Origin of the sequence: Diplocloster hominis (genome assembly GCF_032380655.1) — a bacterium.
Taxonomy (GTDB): Bacteria; Bacillota; Clostridia; order Lachnospirales; family Lachnospiraceae; genus Diplocloster; species Diplocloster hominis.
On record NZ_JAWDIY010000011.1, the window covers coordinates 24,677 to 42,588 of the forward strand.

Sequence of the window (17,912 nt, forward strand, 5' to 3'; positions counted from 1 at the left end):
CTACTCCTTGATCCCTGACATGGCCACCGACTGGATAAAATATTTCTGGAAAAAGAGATACAGGATAAATACCGGCAGAATACTGATCAGGGTCGCAGCCATAATCTCATTCCAGGGAGGTATAAAATCCACACTGGGCCCGGTCATGGTAGCAAGTCCCAGGGTTATGGTGAATTTCTCCTGTTTACTCACCACCACCAGCATCCAGATCAGATTGTTCCAGCTGGTGATAAAAATATAGGTCGCCAGAGTCACCATGGCCGGTACCGCGTTCGGCACAATGATGCTCCGGAAGATTCTTACATGCCCCGCACCGTCTATCCTTGCAGACTCATCCAATTCCTTAGGAATCCCCATAAAGAACTGGCGGATCAGAAACGTACCGAATGGAATGGACCAGGCGATCTGCGGCAGAATCATTCCCGCGTAGCTGTTGAGCATATGCAGATTCTTCACAATGATAAAGGAAGGGATCAGGCGGACCACCTGCGGGATCATCATCGTGGACAGATACACAAGGAACAGGGCATTGCGCAGCTTGAAATTCATCCGGGTAAACGCGTAGGCGGCCAGGGAGCACACCACCACGGTAAAAAACGCGGTGGGTACCGTCACCATAAAGGAATTAAAGAAATACTTCGGGAAGTCCAGCAGATGCCAGGCATCCACAAAATTGTTCCAGGCGAATTCCCCGGGGATCAGGCTCGGCGGAAATAAAAACAGTTCGTTGTCCGGCTTCAGTGCCGTAGATAAAACCCACAGGAAGGGCACCAGGATAATCAGGGCTGTCAGAACCGCCGCAGCCATCAGCAGTATGCTTTTGGATCTTTTATGTATTCTCATGGTCTACCCCCTAGTCTGCCTGTGTCACTTTATTCTGAATAACAGTAAATAAAAGAACAATGACGAACAATACCACGGACATGGCACTGGCATATCCCATTTTCATTGATGAAAACGCCGTCTGCCACATATAGAAGCCTGTTACATACGTGGCTGTCCCCGGGCCGCCCAGGGTAATCATGTAAAACAGGTCGAATTCCTGGAACGAGCCAATAATACTCATCAGCGCCACAAAATAGATCATGGGCTTTAACTGCGGAAGGGTTATATAGCGGAATTTTTGGAAACGTCCGGCCCCTTCCAGATCCGCCGCCTCATAATACTGCTCCGATATTCCCAACATACCCGCCACGAACATAACCATGTAATATCCGGCCCATCTCCAGATCGTCACGATCACGATAGAGAGCATCGCCACCTTTCCACTGGTAAACCATTTTACAGATGGCAGGCCGATTTGGTTGAGCAGACCGTTAATCACACCGGTATTGGTATTTAGCAGATAGCTCCATACGATCCCCGTAGCCACCAGTGAGAGCATCGTGGGGATAAAATAGATTCCCCGGAACAGTTTGGATGTCCTGCCCAACGACACGACGATCTCAGCCAGGCCCAGAGCCGCTGCCACAATCAGCGGCACGTTCAGGATGATATAGTAGATCGTGTTTTTCAGGCTCGTCCACCAGAGATCATCCTGCATCAGAGTCCGGAAGTTTAAAAGCCCTGTAAATTCCTTCCCTTTCAGTGGATTCCACTCAAAGAATGCAAGCACCATGGAATAGATCATCGGCCAGAATACAAACACCGCAAGCAACAGGAAACTGGGCAGCAAAAACAAAATCACACAGGATGAATGATAAAACCGCTGCCGTTTGGATCTACATTTCTTCTTCATTTTCCGCCCCTTTGTCTATTATTTTTTAAGAAGTCCATTGACCTCTTCTACCGCATCCTTCATCACTTCCGCCGCTGGTTCATTGTCGTACCAGATCCGGTCCAGCTGCCGGCCGACCGCGGTGATCTGATCGTTTACCGACAAAATGTTGGGCATCCATTTGCAGTATTCCAGCGCATCTACAAAGATTCCGGCATTCTTGGAGGAATCAAACGGTGCGATGGATACCTCTTTCAGGGATTTTCTGACGGAGATCTGCGGGTCACTGGTATTCTCAAGAAAAACCTTAAGACCCTCTTTGCTGGTCACGAACTTCAGGAAATCCATGGCTTCTTCCTTATGCTCAGATGTGCTGGCCACACTCAGGGTATTGACATACAGCACTTCCCCTTTTGATCCGTCATTTCCGTGGGGCGCATGCATCAGCTGCCAGTCCAGTTTGTCACTGTCCTCCAATTTCAGCGCCTCCCAAAGGGCTACCCGCCCCATGGCAATGGAACCGGAATTCAACATTCCCACGATCGGCAGCGATCCCTCATCCAGCTTTTCCATTGTGGGCATCACTTTATGTACATCGTAAAGGTCTTTGATGTACTGGATGGCATCGATGACCTTCTGGTCGTCCAGCAGACTGGCCGTCCCATCAGCGTTCAGATATTCACTTCCGTTCTGCCAGATGTAGGGAAGAATTGTCTTTAAGCCGTAATCATTGACCAGAGTCGCATAGTTCACACCGACCTCATCCTTCTTTTCCATGATCTGTTTGGAGACCTCCACGAATTCATCCCAGGAAAATCCCTCTTCCGGTACCGTAATCCCCAGCTGGTCAAAGATTTTCTTATTATACACCCATGCATAATTCCCGCCGTCCACAGGCAATCCGTAATATTTTCCATCATACATAGCGTAATCCAGGGTAGTCTCCCAGAAATCATCGAACTCATAGTCCGCATCCGCCTTCAAGTCTTCGACCTGGATCTCCTCCAATACACCGGCGTCTGCGAATTCCTGTGTATAACCCACCTGGCAGGCCAGCAGATCCGGCAGTTCATCGGAAGCTGCCTCTGTAAAGATCTTAGTCATATAATCGGAAACCTGCTGATACTCAATCTTGATATTCGGATTCTGCTTCTCATAGGCATCAATCACCGGCTGATATTTGGAAACCGGGTCCCAGCTCTGCCATACCAGCGTCAGCTGATCCCCGCTCTCTCCCTTGGTTTCTGCAGATGCCTCCTGATTAGATGCCGATTCGTTTCCCGTCGTGGCGTCGTTTGTGTCCCCGGCTTTTTTATCCCCGCATCCCATAAGAGCTGCAGCCGCCATCGCTGTCACCAGTAACAATGCCATCCATTTACTCTGCTTTTTCATAACCATTCCTCCTGTTCATTCTCTTGTTTCCCCAACAGTTACATTTGCTCTTGCCTTTTTTGCGCAATCCTCTTGTTTCTCCTTTCTCAGTAGCCGGGCCATACCGCCATCTGCTTCCTGAACTATATGCTAACCGGTTGACATATATTGGATAGCATCATAATATCACTACTTTTCCCATATGTCAACCGGTTAGCATATATTTTACCAGGACATTTTTTATGGGAGACCGGCATCTTTCGGTAGTAACGCCTGATCTTCAAGCAGCTGCCTGGAGAAAGGGGCTTGTCCCCTCCCAAACGGCTGTGAATGGTAATCCGTAATTTGTATTTATGAAGAGCCTGCATTGACATTTATAAAAAGAAATACTAGAATCTGTAAGAGGTGAAGATACAATATTTGTTGTATACCATATTTGTATAGTGCTTGTTGAGACAAGAATAGGTATTACTTGTATTTATCGTTAGATCGGAATCGGTTTGGATAGAAGGGAGGACTATTGTCATGAGCGGTGAGACTTTGAAGATTAAGCCTTTAGATTGTGATTTTTCTGTTTGCCAGCTTAGGGATTTTTCAATGGTTAATTTGGAACGTAACTATTGTTTTGCCGGAAAAACAGAGGAAGAGTGTTCACTGGTTTGCGTTACGGAAGATATTCCTGCTAATTTTATCAGGAGGGATGACGGGTGGAAGGCATTCCGGATACAGGGAGTTTTGGATTTTTCCCTGATCGGAATACTTTCGCAAATATCAGCATTGCTGGCAAAGAACCGGATAGGGATTTTTGCTTTATCAACTTTCAATACGGATTACATTTTGACAAAAGCAGGAGATTTTGCGAGAGCGATTGAAATTCTTTCAGACGCCGGTTATGAGATTATCTGATATTCAGCAGCAATATACTGTTATATAAATAAAAGGCAATGCGGATACAAGGCTTGGATGACTGTTTCATCCTCTGCTTTCCTAATTTGAAACTCCTTGTCCGCCATAGGAACCTTCTTATTCATATCACTTCCATACCACTCGTATCCCTGCTTAATTATTCTACCTTATCGGACAAATGTTTGTTTTATAAAAGGCGCCCATTTTCTGAGCGCCTTTTGAGTCTTTTACTATACGGTATTATTTTTTTAATTGTCATAACCGACGCAATTCGGCATTATTCGATAACCGCCTCTGGTGATTGGATGAAATAGATATTTTTATTAGCCGCCTATATCTACTACAAATCAACTTTCATTACCAACTTATCAAAATCTGACTCATATAATTGATCTTGTATCACCCTGTATTTTTCAAATTCACTTTCTGCAAATGCTTTTGCAATTTCATGCGTAACTTTTCCCTTATCCATCAAAATATCCTCATCATTCATTTTCAGAAAAACTTCCAACTTAGATGCCCAATCCTCCATCGTCATAGGAATGCGCTTTTTGGCCTGCCTTTCTGCATAATCCGGATACATTGATACAAACTGATTCAAATCCTGTAGCTCAATCTGAGACAAATAGTTCTTTGCTATGCTTACATCTACTTTAACAATCTTTCCACCTGGTGCATTTTTCCATGTGGTCAGCCCCATATGTTCCTTTTTATGATCTGCCCTCTCGACAATAACCTCCGCAGCAGTATGACCATGAATCGCATAACGCAGTTTGTTCTGCACAGTCTTAAAGAACTCATTTGTAGTAACTGCATCTTTTGAATAATCGACTGCGGTAGCGTAGATATCAGTTATCTTTTGATAGAATTTTCGCTCACTGGCGCGGATTTCCCTGATCTCATCCAGTAAATGTTCAAAATATTCCTCGCAAATATTTGCCCATTTTCTAATCTTTTCTTATCAAGCACATATCCTTGTACTGTGTACGTTTTTAATACCTTCGTTGCCCATTGACGAAATTGCGTTGCTCGCAGGGAATTAACACGATAGCCTACAGAGATTATTGCATCTAAGCCATAAAACTTTGTGTTATATTGTTTTCCATCCGAGCCAGTATGTCGGAAATTCCGACATACTGAATTTTCCTCCAACTCCCCATCATCAAAAATATGTTTCAGGTGCTCCGTAATCGTGCTTCTTCCTTTATCAAAAAGCTTTGCAATTGCATCCTGAGTAAGCCAGACATCCTCATTCTGAACACGAACTTCTATAGAATCTTCTGTATTCTGCTTTGTAAATACTAAAAAATCCACAGTGCTGTTTCTAATCTGGAATTTCTTATTGGCCATTCAATCACATCTTTTTTCTTTCCCCGTTAAGCTATTTTAACATGCCGAACAAATGTTTGTAACATAACAAGCGCCCATTTTCTGAGCGCTTGTTACTACTTAATTCAGTATGTTGTAATATTGTTTTAGAAGCAGCTACTATTTATCTGAACGTCTTTCATATTTCTTGTCTATTGTTCCTTTGCTTTAACACCTATACCTCGTCTATAGCCTTCCCGATATCAGATCTGCAGTATTTATTCTCGAACGTGATCCACGTTACCGCCTCATAGGCATTGGCCCGGGCCTGCCTAAGGTCTGCTCCCTTGGCTGTGACGCCCAGGACTCTCCCACCGTTCGTGATGATTCCCTCCGGCGTCGCTTTTGTGCCGGCATGGAATACATAGTAACCGTCTTTGTCCGAGAAGTTATCCAGCCCATGGATCGGAAAGCCCTTTTCATATTTTACCGGGTAGCCGTCGGAGGCCAGCACTACGCAAACAGCGGCATTCTCTTCAAACTGCAGGTCGATCTGATCCAGTCTGCCTTCTATGCAGGCTTCCATCACTTCGATCATATCATTCTTCATTCTTGGAATCACTACCTGCGCTTCCGGATCACCGAATCTGGCATTATATTCCAGCACCTTCGGCCCTTCTTCGGTCAGCATCAGGCCAAAGAAGATGATTCCGGTAAAAGGACGGCCTTCTGCAGCCATGGCGTCCACCGTCGGCTGATAGATGTATTTCTGGCAAAACTCATCCACTTCCCTGGTATAGAACGGACTGGGGGAAAAGGTTCCCATACCTCCGGTATTCAAACCCTGGTCACCGTCCAGGGCCCTCTTGTGATCCTGGGCGGAAGTCATGGTTTTGACGGTCTTCCCGTCTACGAAGGATAAGACCGATACTTCCCGTCCGGTCATGAATTCCTCGATCACCAGACGGTTGCCGGCACTGCCGAACTGTCTGTCTTCCATGATGGTCTTTACACCGGCTCTGGCTTCTGTAAGATTCTGGCAGATCAGCACCCCTTTCCCCAGCGCCAGGCCATCCGCCTTCAGTACGATGGGGAATTTGGCTGTCTCCAGATATTGAAGCGCTTCCTGCGGATCGTCAAAGTTCTCATACCCTGCGGTCGGGATATTATATTTTTTCATCAGATCTTTTGCAAATGCTTTGGAACCTTCCAGGACCGCCGCGTTTGCCCTGGGTCCGAAGGCTTTCAGACCCGCGGCCTCAAAAGCATCTACCGCGCCGCCCACCAGGGGATCATCCATGGCTACGATCGTCAGGTCGATCTGTTTTTCCTTCGCGAATGCCACCTGCTTTTCAAAATCCATCACACCGATATCCACACACTGCGCGATCTGTGCGATCCCGCCGTTTCCGGGCGCGCAGTATATTTCCTTCACTTGGGGATTCCGGGATATTTTCCATGCCAGGACATGTTCCCGTCCGCCGCTTCCGATTATAAGTACCTTCATCCTTGTTTCCTCCCGTTCGCTATCAACTGAATCGCCTCAGGCAGAATCACCCATTCCGCCTCTTCCATTACTCTTCGCTGCAACTCCTGCGGGGTGTCGCCTTCCCGGACCTCCACCGCTTTCTGTAAAAGGATCGGTCCTGTGTCAGTCCCTTCGTCCACATAGTGCACCGTGGCTCCCGTTATCTTTACACCTCTTTGGAGGGCGGCCTCATGTACCTTAAGCCCATAATAACCAGTACCGCAGAAAGAGGGGATCAGGGAGGGATGTATATTGATGATTCTCTTCTCATATTTTTGTATCATGGCCGGCGGAATGACGACCAGGAAACCGGCCAGGACGATCAGCCCCGGCTGATAGGAATCAACCGTATTTAAAAATGCCTGATTAAACAGCTCCCTGTTCTCATATTCTTTCGGAGAGACACAAACGGCTTCTATTCCATACCGCCTTGCCCTCTCAAGGGCGTAGGCGTTTTGATTATTGCTGATCACCGCACGGATTCTGGCATTGGTTATGGTGCCGTTCTCCATCGCGTCCAGAATGGCCTGCAGGTTCGTTCCGCCTCCGGACACCAGTACTACCAGATCTAACATAGGGTTACTCCTTTTTCCCCGGCTTCCAGTTTTCCGATCAGGTAAGGGATTTCACCGGCCGCTTTTACGGCTTCTATGGCCTGGTCCGCCTGGTCAGGGGATACCGCGATCATCATGCCGATTCCCATGTTGAAAGTATTGTACATCATTTCCTCCCCGATATCTCCGTCGCTGGATAGCATTTCAAAAATAGGCGGGATGGGATAACTGTTCTTTTCCACGACCGCGCGAACGCCGTCCGGCAGCATCCGGGGTATATTTTCATAGAATCCGCCTCCGGTGATATGGCTGCATGCTTTGATGGATACGCCGGCTTCTTTTACCGCCTTCAATGCTTTTACATATATTTTCGTAGGACAAAGCAGGGCTTCCCCCAGTGTACAGCCAAGGGAGTCGTAGGTCACATCCAGGGCTTCCTTCGTCATACTGAACACCTTGCGGACAAGGGAATATCCGTTGCTGTGGATCCCGGAGGAGGCAAAGCCGATGAGCACATCGCCAGGTTTCGCGTCCTGGCCGGTAATCAGGTCCTTCTCGTCTACGATTCCAACCGCGAATCCGGCCAGGTCATATTCGTCCACCGGATAGAATCCGGGCATTTCCGCCGTCTCACCGCCGATCAGGGCTGCACCCGCCTGCTTACAGCCTTCCGCCACACCGCTGACAATCGATGCGATCTTCTCCGGCTCATTTTTACCGCAGGCGATATAATCCAGAAAAAACAGAGGTTCCCCGCCGGCGCAGGCGATATCATTCACACACATGGCCACACAGTCAATACCGATGGTGTTGTGCTTATCCAGCAGGAATGCCAGTTTTAATTTTGTACCGACGCCGTCCGTACCGGATACCAGCGTGGGCTTTTCCATTTTCTTAAAGGATTCCAGGGAAAAGGCTCCGGAGAACCCGCCCAGACCGGAAAGTACTTCCGGCCGCATGGTCCCCTTCACATGTTCTTTCATCAACTCTACCGCGCGATATCCGGCTTCGATATCGACACCCGCTTTTTTGTAATCCATAATCTTCCTCCAACTTTTGTTATCCTGTTACATCCGTTTGGTTTCCTTATAACTTATCCTTTCCCGATCTCTTGTTCTGTCTATACGACCGGGTTACATTTGCTTTAAATATTCCTCATAATGAATGGTTTCCAATTTTTGCGCTTTGACCAGGACACTGTCTTCCAGCTGGCCGGCATATTCTTTCAGTCTGGCGTTTAATTCTGCATCGGTGACAGCCAGAATCTTAGCTGCCAGCAGCGCCGCATTCAAGGCTCCGTTGACAGCCACGGTAGCCACTGGAATACCCGGAGGCATCTGCACGATACTGTAAAGGGAATCCACGCCGCTTAATGTCTTCGTCTGTACCGGCACTCCGATCACCGGCAGCACCGTCATGGCGGCCGTCATACCCGGCAGATGCGCTGCTCCGCCAGCTCCCGCGATGATCACACGGATTCCTCTCTCCTCTGCCTGCTTCGCATATTCGCACAGTCGGCCGGGGGTCCTGTGAGCTGATACGATGGTACACTCATACGGTACCTGTAACTGATCCAGCATTTCTGCTGCCTTAGCCATCACCGGCAGATCTGAATCACTGCCCATGATGATTCCAACTACTGGTTTCATCCTGCTCCTCCTCCTGTTATAATCAGAATCGAATACATGCGTGCGCCTGACGCACTTCTTTTAACGCTTCCTCGATGGTGCTGCCGGTCGCGGTGATATGTCCCATTTTCCGTCCCGGCGATACTGTTTCTTTTCCATATATGTGCAGTTTGACATTGGGGTTTTGGTAAGCCTGTTCTACACCCGTCAATTCTGCCGGTCCGCTGTGATCTCCGATTAGATTCTTCATGGCGGTGGGCCGGATCAGCTGCGTATTTCCCAGCGGCAGCCCCAGAATCGCCCGGATATGATTCTCATATTGGGACGTGTAACAGCCTTCAATGGTATAGTGGCCGGAATTATGCGGTCTGGGCGCCAGCTCATTCACCAGCACATTCCCATCCTTTGTCACAAACAATTCTATACACAGCATTCCGTAGGCATTGACCGCTTCCGTGCAGGCTCTGGCCACTTCCCAGGCCTTTGCTGCCGTACTGTCCAAAATGTCCGCCGGTACCGTGGTTTCGTCCAGGATACTGTTCTTATGTACATTCTCCGCTACCGGAAATACCGCTATCTCCCCGTTGGTACTTCTGCAGGCCAGCACCGACACTTCCTTCTCAAAGGGGATACATTCCTCCACCATCAGCGGCAGGCTTCCGCCTCCCAACGCCTGATAGGCCTTTTCTTCGTCTCCGGCCTCACTGATCAGCGCATTGCCTTTCCCATCATAGCCGCCGGTACAGGTCTTCAGCATCATGGGATAGCCGAACACCTCATGCGCCTTTCTTAGGGATTCCTGATCCGGGATCTTAAGGAAGGCCGGAACCGGGATACCATGTTCCCTGAGCCACTTCTTCTGCTCCAGCTTGTTCTGTATGTGGGACAGGGTCTCGCTGGTGGGATAGACTTTATGCCCTTCCGCCTCCAGCTGCTGCAATGCCTCCAAAATGATATGCTCAAACTCGTAAGTGACTACGTCTACCTTTTCCGCCATCGCCTTAATTGCAGCCACATCCTCAAAACCGGCTACGATGTGCTCGTCAGCAATACCGTGCGCCGGACAATGCTCTGTGGGGTCCACGATGACAAAATAATAGTCCAGACGCTTGGCGTCCAGAATCATCATCTTACCCAGCTGACCGCCGCCCACTATACCAATTTTTTTCATATGTCTTCCGCTCTCTTTTCTTGTAATGAACATTGATAAGTTGTGCTTATATATTCGTCTTATTATATAAGTAATTCTACTAGGGTTTCTTACGTTTGTCAATGGGCGATGAGGATAATCCTAGGGTTAGAAATGGACATGTTAGTAGAGGACATAGTGGGGACATGTCCATTCCTATTTGGACATGTCCCTTTTCAGTTTGGACATGTCCCATTCCGGTTTGGACATGTCCCCTTTCGGTTTGGACATGTCCCATTCCGATTTGGACATGTCCCCTTTGTTTGTCCCCTTTGTTTATCCTCCAAAAGGCTCATTCAGCTTCTCCGTACCCGCAAGCACAAACCGCCCCTCCCTGATAATCATACACTTTGCCCCATCCGGATAGACCACAGCTATCTCCGCCAGCTCATCATAAGGAATCGTAATATCCGTATGACAGTTGAAATAGGCCTTACTCAGATCTTCTTTCCTAAGCGCCGAGATCTCGTTTTCCTTGGCGATGATCTCCTTCCCGTCGGGATTATAAGTCTTCGTATCTTCTTCCCAGCTATAGCAGGTATCTCCCACTGCAAAATGCGGCCCCATTTTCTCCGCAATCAGAATCGGAAGTTTATCTTCAATTCCATATCGGCGGGCCATGACATAAGCGGTGGTGTTCGTACCGATCGCGAACTCGCCCATCGGAAGGGTATCATGATGATACAGCACATTTTCCCGAATATATTTTTTGTTCTCGTCCTCATTGTCAAAATTGGTGCAGGTATAACCGGCCACGCACCCGTCCTGGAAAGTGAGCCGCAGCCCCCGGTATTCCAGTTCATTCAGATAGACACGGCTCACATGTAAGACACCATTGGTCCCCTTGAGGACCGGGGAGGTGAACACCTCACCCACCGGGATATTCACGTCAGCCACACAGTTTTCGAACACGGTTTCCCGGGCGGCGTCGGCAACCGGCCTTAGGGACACCTTCAGATCCGTCTCATTTGCGCCGGCGCCCAGTATATGCACATACGCTCCTCCATCCAGCGCATCGATCAGCTTTTGCTGGATCGTCTGATACAATGTATAATCCAAAGTATTAATCCTGACGATTTCATCAAAGATTTCAGGAAAATCCATGCCGATCTCCGGCAGCGGGAACGCAATGATCGTAAAACTGCGCTCATCCCCTTTGATGTATTCGTTGGTAATCTGTCCCGCCTCATTCTGGCAGTAGACCATAAGTTTCTGCTGCTTGTCTGTCAGGCGGCAGGCCTCAGGCTTACTTTCGGGAGTAAAGGGAACTTCCCCAAACACCTCGATGCAGGCTGGCCCCCCATGCCCGTATGCCAGCTCTTTGTATTCTTCAAAAGCCTGGCGGGTCACTTCCAGTTTCCGGGTGACATATTTCTTATCCAGGTAAATGGCTGCGTCGTCTTTGTGATCGTAGTCATACTGTTTGTTGGGGGAAGTGGCGCAGTAACCGATCCTCAGATTCTGCCGCTTGTTCACGCTGTGGTAAGCGATGCGGTAAACCGCCGGTTTCAGCCCCATATCTTTAAAATACCGGATTGCGGACCGCACCACCCGCTCAAAGCCAATGGGATAGCGGATATTCACTACAGACTTTTTGGAGATATCCTTTCCGGTATTGGCAAATCCGATCCGATACCCTTGCGTATAGGTTCTGGCCATGGCATCTATCTTTTCCTGTGACAGACTGTTCAGATAAGACGCCAGTTTCAGTTCATTATCGGAAATGTATTCTCCGTAGCGATATAGATAGCGAAGGTCCAGCAGCTGGCTGTGTAAAATAATGTCCGTGGCAAAATCAAGCGACGGGTCCAGCTGCTGCCGGATTCGGTAGGGCACCAGCACATCGCTGTAATCGCTCATATGCCAGTAAATCAACTGACGGATCTCTTCCGGTGTCTGTACCGGATCGTCCGTAAATCCCGCATAGACCTGGAGAAACAGTTCATACAGGATGACCATATGAAGCAGCCGTTCCTCATCGTATGCCTGCATTTCAAACGCGCAGGGAATCGCTCCGCGCAGTTCCGTGTAGAGAAAACACAGCAAACTGCCGTATTCGGCTCCCAGTTTCTCAGCCGCATACGCGGGATTGGCATAGCTGTGTCCGTAATGCTCCGGCAGGATATCCCGGTACAGTTCCCGGTTCAGCTCCTGCATTTCTAACAAAGACATCCGCTCCAGGCGCTTTCCCTCGATCATCTCCAGCAGCAGATCCATTTCCACCAGGAAACCGGCCGTTTTCTGAAAATAGCCGCGGCCCGGGCCTTCGATGACTTCTTCCCCGGCGATCTCCCGGATTCTCTCAATAGCTAACGCATAGCGCGCCCGGATCCATTCCGCCCGTTCCTTTTCGATCATGGTTTCAAATTCCCTTCTTTCACATTCTTCGCAATCAGAGGCAGGCAATATTCCCATAGTTTCTGCGATCCCTCCGGCGTGCGGGCATTCCGCTTTATCACCTGCTCCTGGCTCACGCCGTGTTCCCTCCAGGATTCCCCGCCGGAACGGTCATTTAACAGAAGCGGCTGAACCTTGTCCAGTGTGTTGGCGAATCTGGCCTCCGGCGTCTTGCCCTCCTCGAATTCATCCCAAAGCCCTCTTAAGTCCGCCGCCTGATCCTTGGGCAGCAGCCGGAAAATCCTCTCGGCCGCCGCCAGTTCCCGTTCTCTCTTGGTGTCGTTTCCCGTGCTGTCGTAGGCATAGGTATCCCCCGCATCGATCTCAATGATATCATGAATCAGAACCATCGCCATGGTTCTCGCCACGTCAATAGGTTCATTGGCGTGCTCCGCCAGCAGGTAACACATAAGTGCCAGATGCCAGGAATGTTCCGCGTCATTTTCCTTTCTGCTGCCATCCGCGATATAGGTCTGCCGCATGACATTTTTTTCCTTATCCGCCTCCAGGATAAATTCCATTTGCTTGTCCAAACGTTCCATGAAAATCCCCCATTCTTTTTCTCTATTTTACCTTACACCTTACAAAATCCCATCATCTGTAATCAAAATTTCTAAAAACCAATCAGATAAATTCCGATCCACACGGCCAGGATCAGCACCGACATGAACGACCCCAGCGTCGGGAACAGCTTATAGCGTTCTTTCTCCTGAAATCCTCTCAACCCATACACCAGCCCGACAGCAGCCATAATGATGGCCACTACACCGACAGACCCGATATATAGCTCGCCGTTCCCCTTGCTTAAGTAGGACAGATAGATCATGAAACCAAACAATACAATCGACAACGCGGCTACTACCGTAGAAAAGATCCCTTTTCCGGAGTGCCGCTTATTCGTAAACTTATACCCTCTTTTTCTAGCCAATATACTTTCTCCTTATCTTATTGCAAATCCAGAATGCCAGATAACCCAGCATACCGCCTATGGTGTTAAGCAGAAGATCATCCACATCAAAGCTGCCCACCTTGAAAATCAGCTGGATCACTTCGATAAACAGACTCAGCTGGAAAGTCAGCAGGGTAATCCAAAGGAACTGCCTGCTGCCCCGGTGAATGATCGGTAAAATAAATCCAAAAGGCATAAAACCCACGACATTCCCCACCAGATTTGTAAGCACTGCCATCGGTCCGAGGATATCCCGGTATTTGATAAATCTTTTGATTTCCTGGAACAGCACCAGATTATAACTGTATGTCCGCTCCCCCGGCATCCGGCCATATTCTTCGGAAAAGAACATAAAATACACCAGGCCGATGATATATAAAATAAACAGCAGCACCCCTGCTGTCCTGATTATTTTCGCAGTACTTTTTTTCACTCCAACATACCCCAATCTCCTGTTCCGGTAACCCAGCCCTTTCCTATGAAATGGCTGGAAATCAGACGGCGGCCGGGAATAGGAAAAGCGTCCACAATGCGCTCTTAGATATTCTCCCGGCCGTCTTTTGATTATGCTAAATAATGATATCCGATTTCCTTTTTAACAGTCTTGCCCCATTGATAACCATCATAATTCCGGCTGTAATGCCGGTGACCATCAATAGAATACCCAGAACCAGGCTGCTGGCTCCAGCTCTACACATTGTCTTATACACTCTTTCGCTCATGCTGATTCCTCCTGTATGATCTTTTTTATCCTCTTAGTGAAATGCTGCTTGGAAGCTTACTTACGCCTGCGCTCCGTATTGTACATAATATGCATCAATGGCTGACTTTAATGTGTCATCTATAATGACTTTCCCCTTGTACGGCCGGTTATACAGATGTTCCATCACTTCCGCCATGGTTACGATGGCCGCAGCGGGGAAACCATAGGTTTCCTGAATCTCAGCCAGAGCGCTCTTAGTTCCCTGCCCGCGCTCCATACGGTCCACAGATACAATCATCCCGACCACCTGCACGTCGCCCTGGGCCTTGATGATCGGCAGGGTCTCCTGGATCGAAGTGCCGGCAGTGGTCACATCCTCGATAATCACTACTTTATCCTGATCCTGCAAGGGGCTTCCCAGCAGAATACCGGTGTCTCCGTGGTCCTTTACCTCTTTGCGGTTGGAACAATAGCGGATGTCCGCACCGTAGAACTCAGAAAGCGCCATCGCCGCAGCCACTGACAGGGGAATGCCCTTGTAAGCCGGCCCGAACAGTACGTCAAAGTCCACACCATAGCTGCTCTGAATCGCCTTCGCATAGAATTCCCCCAGCTTACGCAATTGAGAGCCTGTCCGGTAGAATCCGGTATTTACAAAAAATGGCGTTTTTCTTCCGCTCTTGGTAACAAAATCCCCGAACTTCAACACGCCGCAATCCACCATAAATTCGATAAATTCCTGCTTATATTGTTCCACTTTTTTATCCTCCTATTACTTGATTCTTTGAAAAAGAGTTTCGCTTGCGAAACTCTCCGCCTACGGCGGGCCGCGTAAGCGGCATCTTCCTTTCCGCCGTAGTGCGATCCCCGCGGAGCGTTTTATTTCATAGGAGCACTTTCCTATGAAATAAAAGATTGATAAAATCCAATACTCATTCTACCACACCGATCAGATCCTGGATATCCGAAATTTTATATTTTTTCATATAGGTTACCAAACCCTGGATAATCTCCGGCATGATGGCCGGATTATGGAAATTAGCCGTACCCACAGCTACCGCCGTGGCTCCTGCCAGGATAAATTCCAGGGCGTCCTCCGCGGATGCGATACCGCCCATGCCGATAATAGGCACATCCACAGCCCGGAACACCTGATATACCATGCGCACGGCAACCGGTTTGATGGCCGGTCCCGATAGTCCTCCGGTCCGGTTTGCCAATACGAATTTTTGTCTGTGTACATCGATCTTCATACCGGTCAGCGTATTGATCAGGGAAATCGCGTCCGCACCGCCCGCTTCCACGGCTTTCGCCATCTCTGTGATATCCGTCACATTCGGGCTTAATTTCATGATAATCGGCTGCTTCGCATACTTTTTCACTTCCCGCGTGATCGCCATCGCACATTCCGGGTCCTGGCCAAAGGCAATGCCCCCCGCTTTCACGTTCGGGCAGGATATGTTGATCTCCAACAGGTCCACCGGTGCGTCGGAAAGCCGCTCCACCACTTCACAGTATTCTTCCGTTGTCTTTCCGCAGACATTTACAATGATCTTTGTATCATACTTTTTCAGGTAAGGAATGTCCCTCTCCAGGAACAGGTCTATTCCCGGATTCTGCAGTCCCACCGCATTGAGCATACCGCTTTTTGTCTCCGCGATCCTCGGAGTGTCATTTCCGATCCAGGGCACATTGGAGACCCCTTTGGTTACCACCGCGCCCAGCTCACCCAAATGAACGAAATCACTGTATTCCAATCCGGAACCGAAGGTACCGGAGGCAGGCATAACCGGATTCTTCAGTTCCACTCCGGCAATATTTACACTCATATTCATTACAGCTCTACCTCCCTCGCCTCAAATACCGGGCCGTCCTTACATACCCGCTTATTGTGCACATTGGTATGTTCATCCTTGCCCACAGACTTGCAGACGCAGGCCAGACAGGCTCCGATCCCGCAGGCCATCCGCTCTTCCATGGACAGGTAGCATTCTATATTGTGGACGATGGCATATTTCTGCAGCGCTTTTAACATAGGAGTAGGTCCGCAGGCGTAGATCACCTCCGCATCCAGATGATGTTCCTTAATCGCGTCTATCACAGTCCCTTTCGTGCCGGCGCTGCCGTCCTCCGTGGCGATCCACACCTGCCCGTACTGTTCCAGATCCTTGTTTAAGAACAGCTCATCCCGGTATCCCAGTACGATCTGCTTCTCCCCTTCCAGCTGTCTGGCCAGTTCCAACATCGGCGGAATGCCGATTCCGCCGCCCACCAGGATCGCTTTTTTAGCGCTCAGCGGGAATCCGTTTCCCAGAGGCCCCATCACCTGAACCCGGTCCGCGGATACCAGTTTGGAAAATTCCTTCGTCCCTTCCCCGGCGATCCGGTACACCAGCCGCAGATGGCCTTTCGCCGCGTTCACCTCACAGATACTGATGGGCCGCGGCAGCAGCCTGCTGTTATCTTCACAGTAAATCATCACAAACTGGCCGGGCCGGGCTGCCCCGGCAATCTCCGGCTGCTTGATCCACAGATCATAGATATCCTTTGCTATTTCCCCCTGGCTTAACACCAGGGCTTCCCTTTTTTCGTTCATGTCTTCCTCCAGTGCCGCATAGTGTACGGCCAGCCTTTTGTACTTATTCCGCAGACTTTTGTACTTATTTCGCAGACTTAAGAGCGCCGTCAATATCGGCGATCATATCAAGCACCGCCTGTCTGGACGCCTCCTCAAAATGTTCCGCGCCAAAAGAAGCATACGCCTCCTGCTTATAAGCCGCAATAATCCCCCGGGAAGAATTGACGATGGCTCCCAGCCCGTCCTCATTAAAATAATGCACCAGATCCGCGCCTTTTCCGCCCTGCGCGCCGTAACCAGGTACCAGGATATAGGACTTGGGCATCACCTTACGCAGTACCTTTCCAATCTCGGGATAGGTGGCGCCAACCACAGCACCCACGGCGCTGTAACCGCAGCTCCCTGTCAGGTCCGCGCCCCACTGATTTACCATATCGGCCACCAGTTCATACAGCGGCCTGCCATCCACCAGGCGGTCCTGGAACTCCCCGCTGGAGGGATTCGAGGTTTTCACCAGTATAAATAAACCCTTATTCTCTTTTTTGCAGATGTCGGTAAACGGTTTGATTCCATCCGTCCCCAGATAAGGGTTCACCGTAATAAAATCTTCGTCGAATGGGGCGTACACGTTACCTCCCACTTCCACATGGCCCAGGTGACCTGCCGCGTAAGCAGCGGACGTGGAACCGATATCCCCCCGCTTCACATCCCCGATCACAACCAGGTCTTTGGATTTGCAGTAGGATACCGTTTTCTGGAAAGCGATCAGGCCCTCGATTCCGAACTGTTCATACATGGCGATCTGGGGCTTCACCGCCGGAACCAGATCCGCCACCGCGTCCACGATTCTTCGGTTAAATTCCCAGATCGCTTCGGCGGCTCCTTTTAACGTTTCTCCGTACTCCTGATACGCCGCCTCTTTTATATGCTCCGGAACATAAGCCAGCATGGGGTCCAGTCCCACCACAATAGGGGCATTTGTTTTTTGTATTTTCGCAACCAGTTTATCTATCATTATTTTCCTCCAGTGACGCATACACTGCGTCTTATAATATATAATTCAAAATCAGGGCTCCGCCTGCAG

At 49.2% G+C, this 17,912-nt stretch carries 18 protein-coding genes and 1 pseudogene; 1 reads left to right on the plus strand and 18 read right to left on the minus strand.

All coding sequences use genetic code 11. The features are described 5' to 3' along the window. The 3 genes from ABC831_RS11870 to ABC831_RS11880 are packed head-to-tail and all read right to left on the minus strand — an operon-like array spanning position 1 to position 3,109. On the minus strand, positions 1–843 hold the full coding sequence (locus tag ABC831_RS11870; protein WP_343248338.1) for a carbohydrate ABC transporter permease: 843 nt from the start codon (positions 841–843) through the stop codon (positions 1–3). A gap of 10 nt (positions 844–853) precedes the next feature. Further along, entirely contained in the window at positions 854–1,738 is an 885-nt protein-coding gene (locus ABC831_RS11875) for a carbohydrate ABC transporter permease (RefSeq protein WP_343248339.1), read from the minus strand. Positions 1,739–1,756: 18 nt separating this feature from the next. Next, on the minus strand, positions 1,757–3,109 hold the full coding sequence (locus tag ABC831_RS11880; RefSeq protein WP_343248340.1) for an ABC transporter substrate-binding protein: 1,353 nt from the start codon (positions 3,107–3,109) through the stop codon (positions 1,757–1,759). A 519-nt stretch (positions 3,110–3,628) separates the two neighbouring features. On the opposite strand from ABC831_RS11880, the gene ABC831_RS11885 reads away from it, so the two are divergent. Then, positions 3,629–3,994: an ACT domain-containing protein gene (locus tag ABC831_RS11885; RefSeq protein WP_343248462.1), complete on the plus strand. Its 366-nt coding sequence runs from the start codon at positions 3,629–3,631 to the stop codon at positions 3,992–3,994. Between the two features lie 340 nt (positions 3,995–4,334). On the opposite strand, the pseudogene ABC831_RS26515 reads toward ABC831_RS11885, so the two are convergent. The 15 genes and pseudogenes from ABC831_RS26515 to pyrF form a co-directional block, all read right to left on the minus strand. After that, positions 4,335–5,344 (minus strand): annotated as a pseudogene (locus tag ABC831_RS26515) (virulence RhuM family protein). A 193-nt stretch (positions 5,345–5,537) separates the two neighbouring features. Next, positions 5,538–6,809: a phosphoribosylamine--glycine ligase gene (gene purD, locus ABC831_RS11900; RefSeq protein ID WP_343248342.1), complete on the minus strand. Its 1,272-nt coding sequence runs from the start codon at positions 6,807–6,809 to the stop codon at positions 5,538–5,540. Next, positions 6,806–7,405 carry a phosphoribosylglycinamide formyltransferase gene (gene purN / locus ABC831_RS11905; protein ID WP_343248343.1) on the minus strand — a complete coding sequence of 200 codons (600 nt, stop codon included), beginning with the start codon at positions 7,403–7,405 and terminating at the stop codon, positions 6,806–6,808. Before purN ends, purD begins: the two co-directional genes overlap by 4 nt. Continuing rightward, the gene (gene purM, locus ABC831_RS11910) at positions 7,399–8,424 is read right to left on the minus strand and encodes a phosphoribosylformylglycinamidine cyclo-ligase (RefSeq protein WP_343248344.1); all 1,026 of its coding nucleotides are present in this window, start codon (positions 8,422–8,424) and stop codon (positions 7,399–7,401) included. The genes purN and purM overlap by 7 nt, the downstream gene beginning before the upstream one ends. Before the next feature lie 93 nt (positions 8,425–8,517). Further along, on the minus strand, positions 8,518–9,033 hold the full coding sequence (gene purE / locus ABC831_RS11915; RefSeq protein WP_343248345.1) for a 5-(carboxyamino)imidazole ribonucleotide mutase: 516 nt from the start codon (positions 9,031–9,033) through the stop codon (positions 8,518–8,520). A 22-nt stretch (positions 9,034–9,055) separates the two neighbouring features. Further along, positions 9,056–10,183: a 5-(carboxyamino)imidazole ribonucleotide synthase gene (locus tag ABC831_RS11920; protein ID WP_343248346.1), complete on the minus strand. Its 1,128-nt coding sequence runs from the start codon at positions 10,181–10,183 to the stop codon at positions 9,056–9,058. Between the two features lie 294 nt (positions 10,184–10,477). Further along, positions 10,478–12,559, minus strand: coding sequence for an aminopeptidase (locus ABC831_RS11925; RefSeq protein ID WP_343248347.1), 2,082 nt, complete (start codon positions 12,557–12,559; stop codon positions 10,478–10,480). Next, positions 12,556–13,140 (minus strand): HD domain-containing protein, encoded by a 585-nt coding sequence (locus tag ABC831_RS11930; protein WP_343248348.1) that lies wholly within the window; start codon positions 13,138–13,140, stop codon positions 12,556–12,558. The genes ABC831_RS11925 and ABC831_RS11930 overlap by 4 nt, the downstream gene beginning before the upstream one ends. A gap of 71 nt (positions 13,141–13,211) precedes the next feature. Further along, the gene (locus tag ABC831_RS11935) at positions 13,212–13,526 is read right to left on the minus strand and encodes a DUF6142 family protein (RefSeq protein WP_343248349.1); all 315 of its coding nucleotides are present in this window, start codon (positions 13,524–13,526) and stop codon (positions 13,212–13,214) included. After that, positions 13,519–13,980, minus strand: a complete 462-nt coding sequence (locus ABC831_RS11940; RefSeq protein WP_343248350.1) for a VanZ family protein — start codon at positions 13,978–13,980, stop codon at positions 13,519–13,521. The genes ABC831_RS11935 and ABC831_RS11940 overlap by 8 nt, the downstream gene beginning before the upstream one ends. A gap of 136 nt (positions 13,981–14,116) precedes the next feature. Beyond that, the gene (locus tag ABC831_RS11945) at positions 14,117–14,269 is read right to left on the minus strand and encodes a hypothetical protein (protein WP_343248351.1); all 153 of its coding nucleotides are present in this window, start codon (positions 14,267–14,269) and stop codon (positions 14,117–14,119) included. 60 nt (positions 14,270–14,329) lie between these two features. After that, entirely contained in the window at positions 14,330–15,007 is a 678-nt protein-coding gene (gene pyrE, locus ABC831_RS11950; RefSeq protein WP_343248352.1) for an orotate phosphoribosyltransferase, read from the minus strand. A 175-nt stretch (positions 15,008–15,182) separates the two neighbouring features. Next, positions 15,183–16,085 carry a dihydroorotate dehydrogenase gene (locus tag ABC831_RS11955; protein ID WP_343248353.1) on the minus strand — a complete coding sequence of 301 codons (903 nt, stop codon included), beginning with the start codon at positions 16,083–16,085 and terminating at the stop codon, positions 15,183–15,185. Further along, complete coding sequence (locus tag ABC831_RS11960) at positions 16,085–16,846, minus strand: dihydroorotate dehydrogenase electron transfer subunit (RefSeq protein WP_343248354.1); 762 nt, start codon at positions 16,844–16,846, stop codon at positions 16,085–16,087. Before ABC831_RS11960 ends, ABC831_RS11955 begins: the two co-directional genes overlap by 1 nt. A 64-nt stretch (positions 16,847–16,910) precedes the next feature. Beyond that, positions 16,911–17,843: an orotidine-5'-phosphate decarboxylase gene (pyrF, locus tag ABC831_RS11965; RefSeq protein WP_343248355.1), complete on the minus strand. Its 933-nt coding sequence runs from the start codon at positions 17,841–17,843 to the stop codon at positions 16,911–16,913. Between the last annotated feature and the right edge of the window lie 69 nt (positions 17,844–17,912).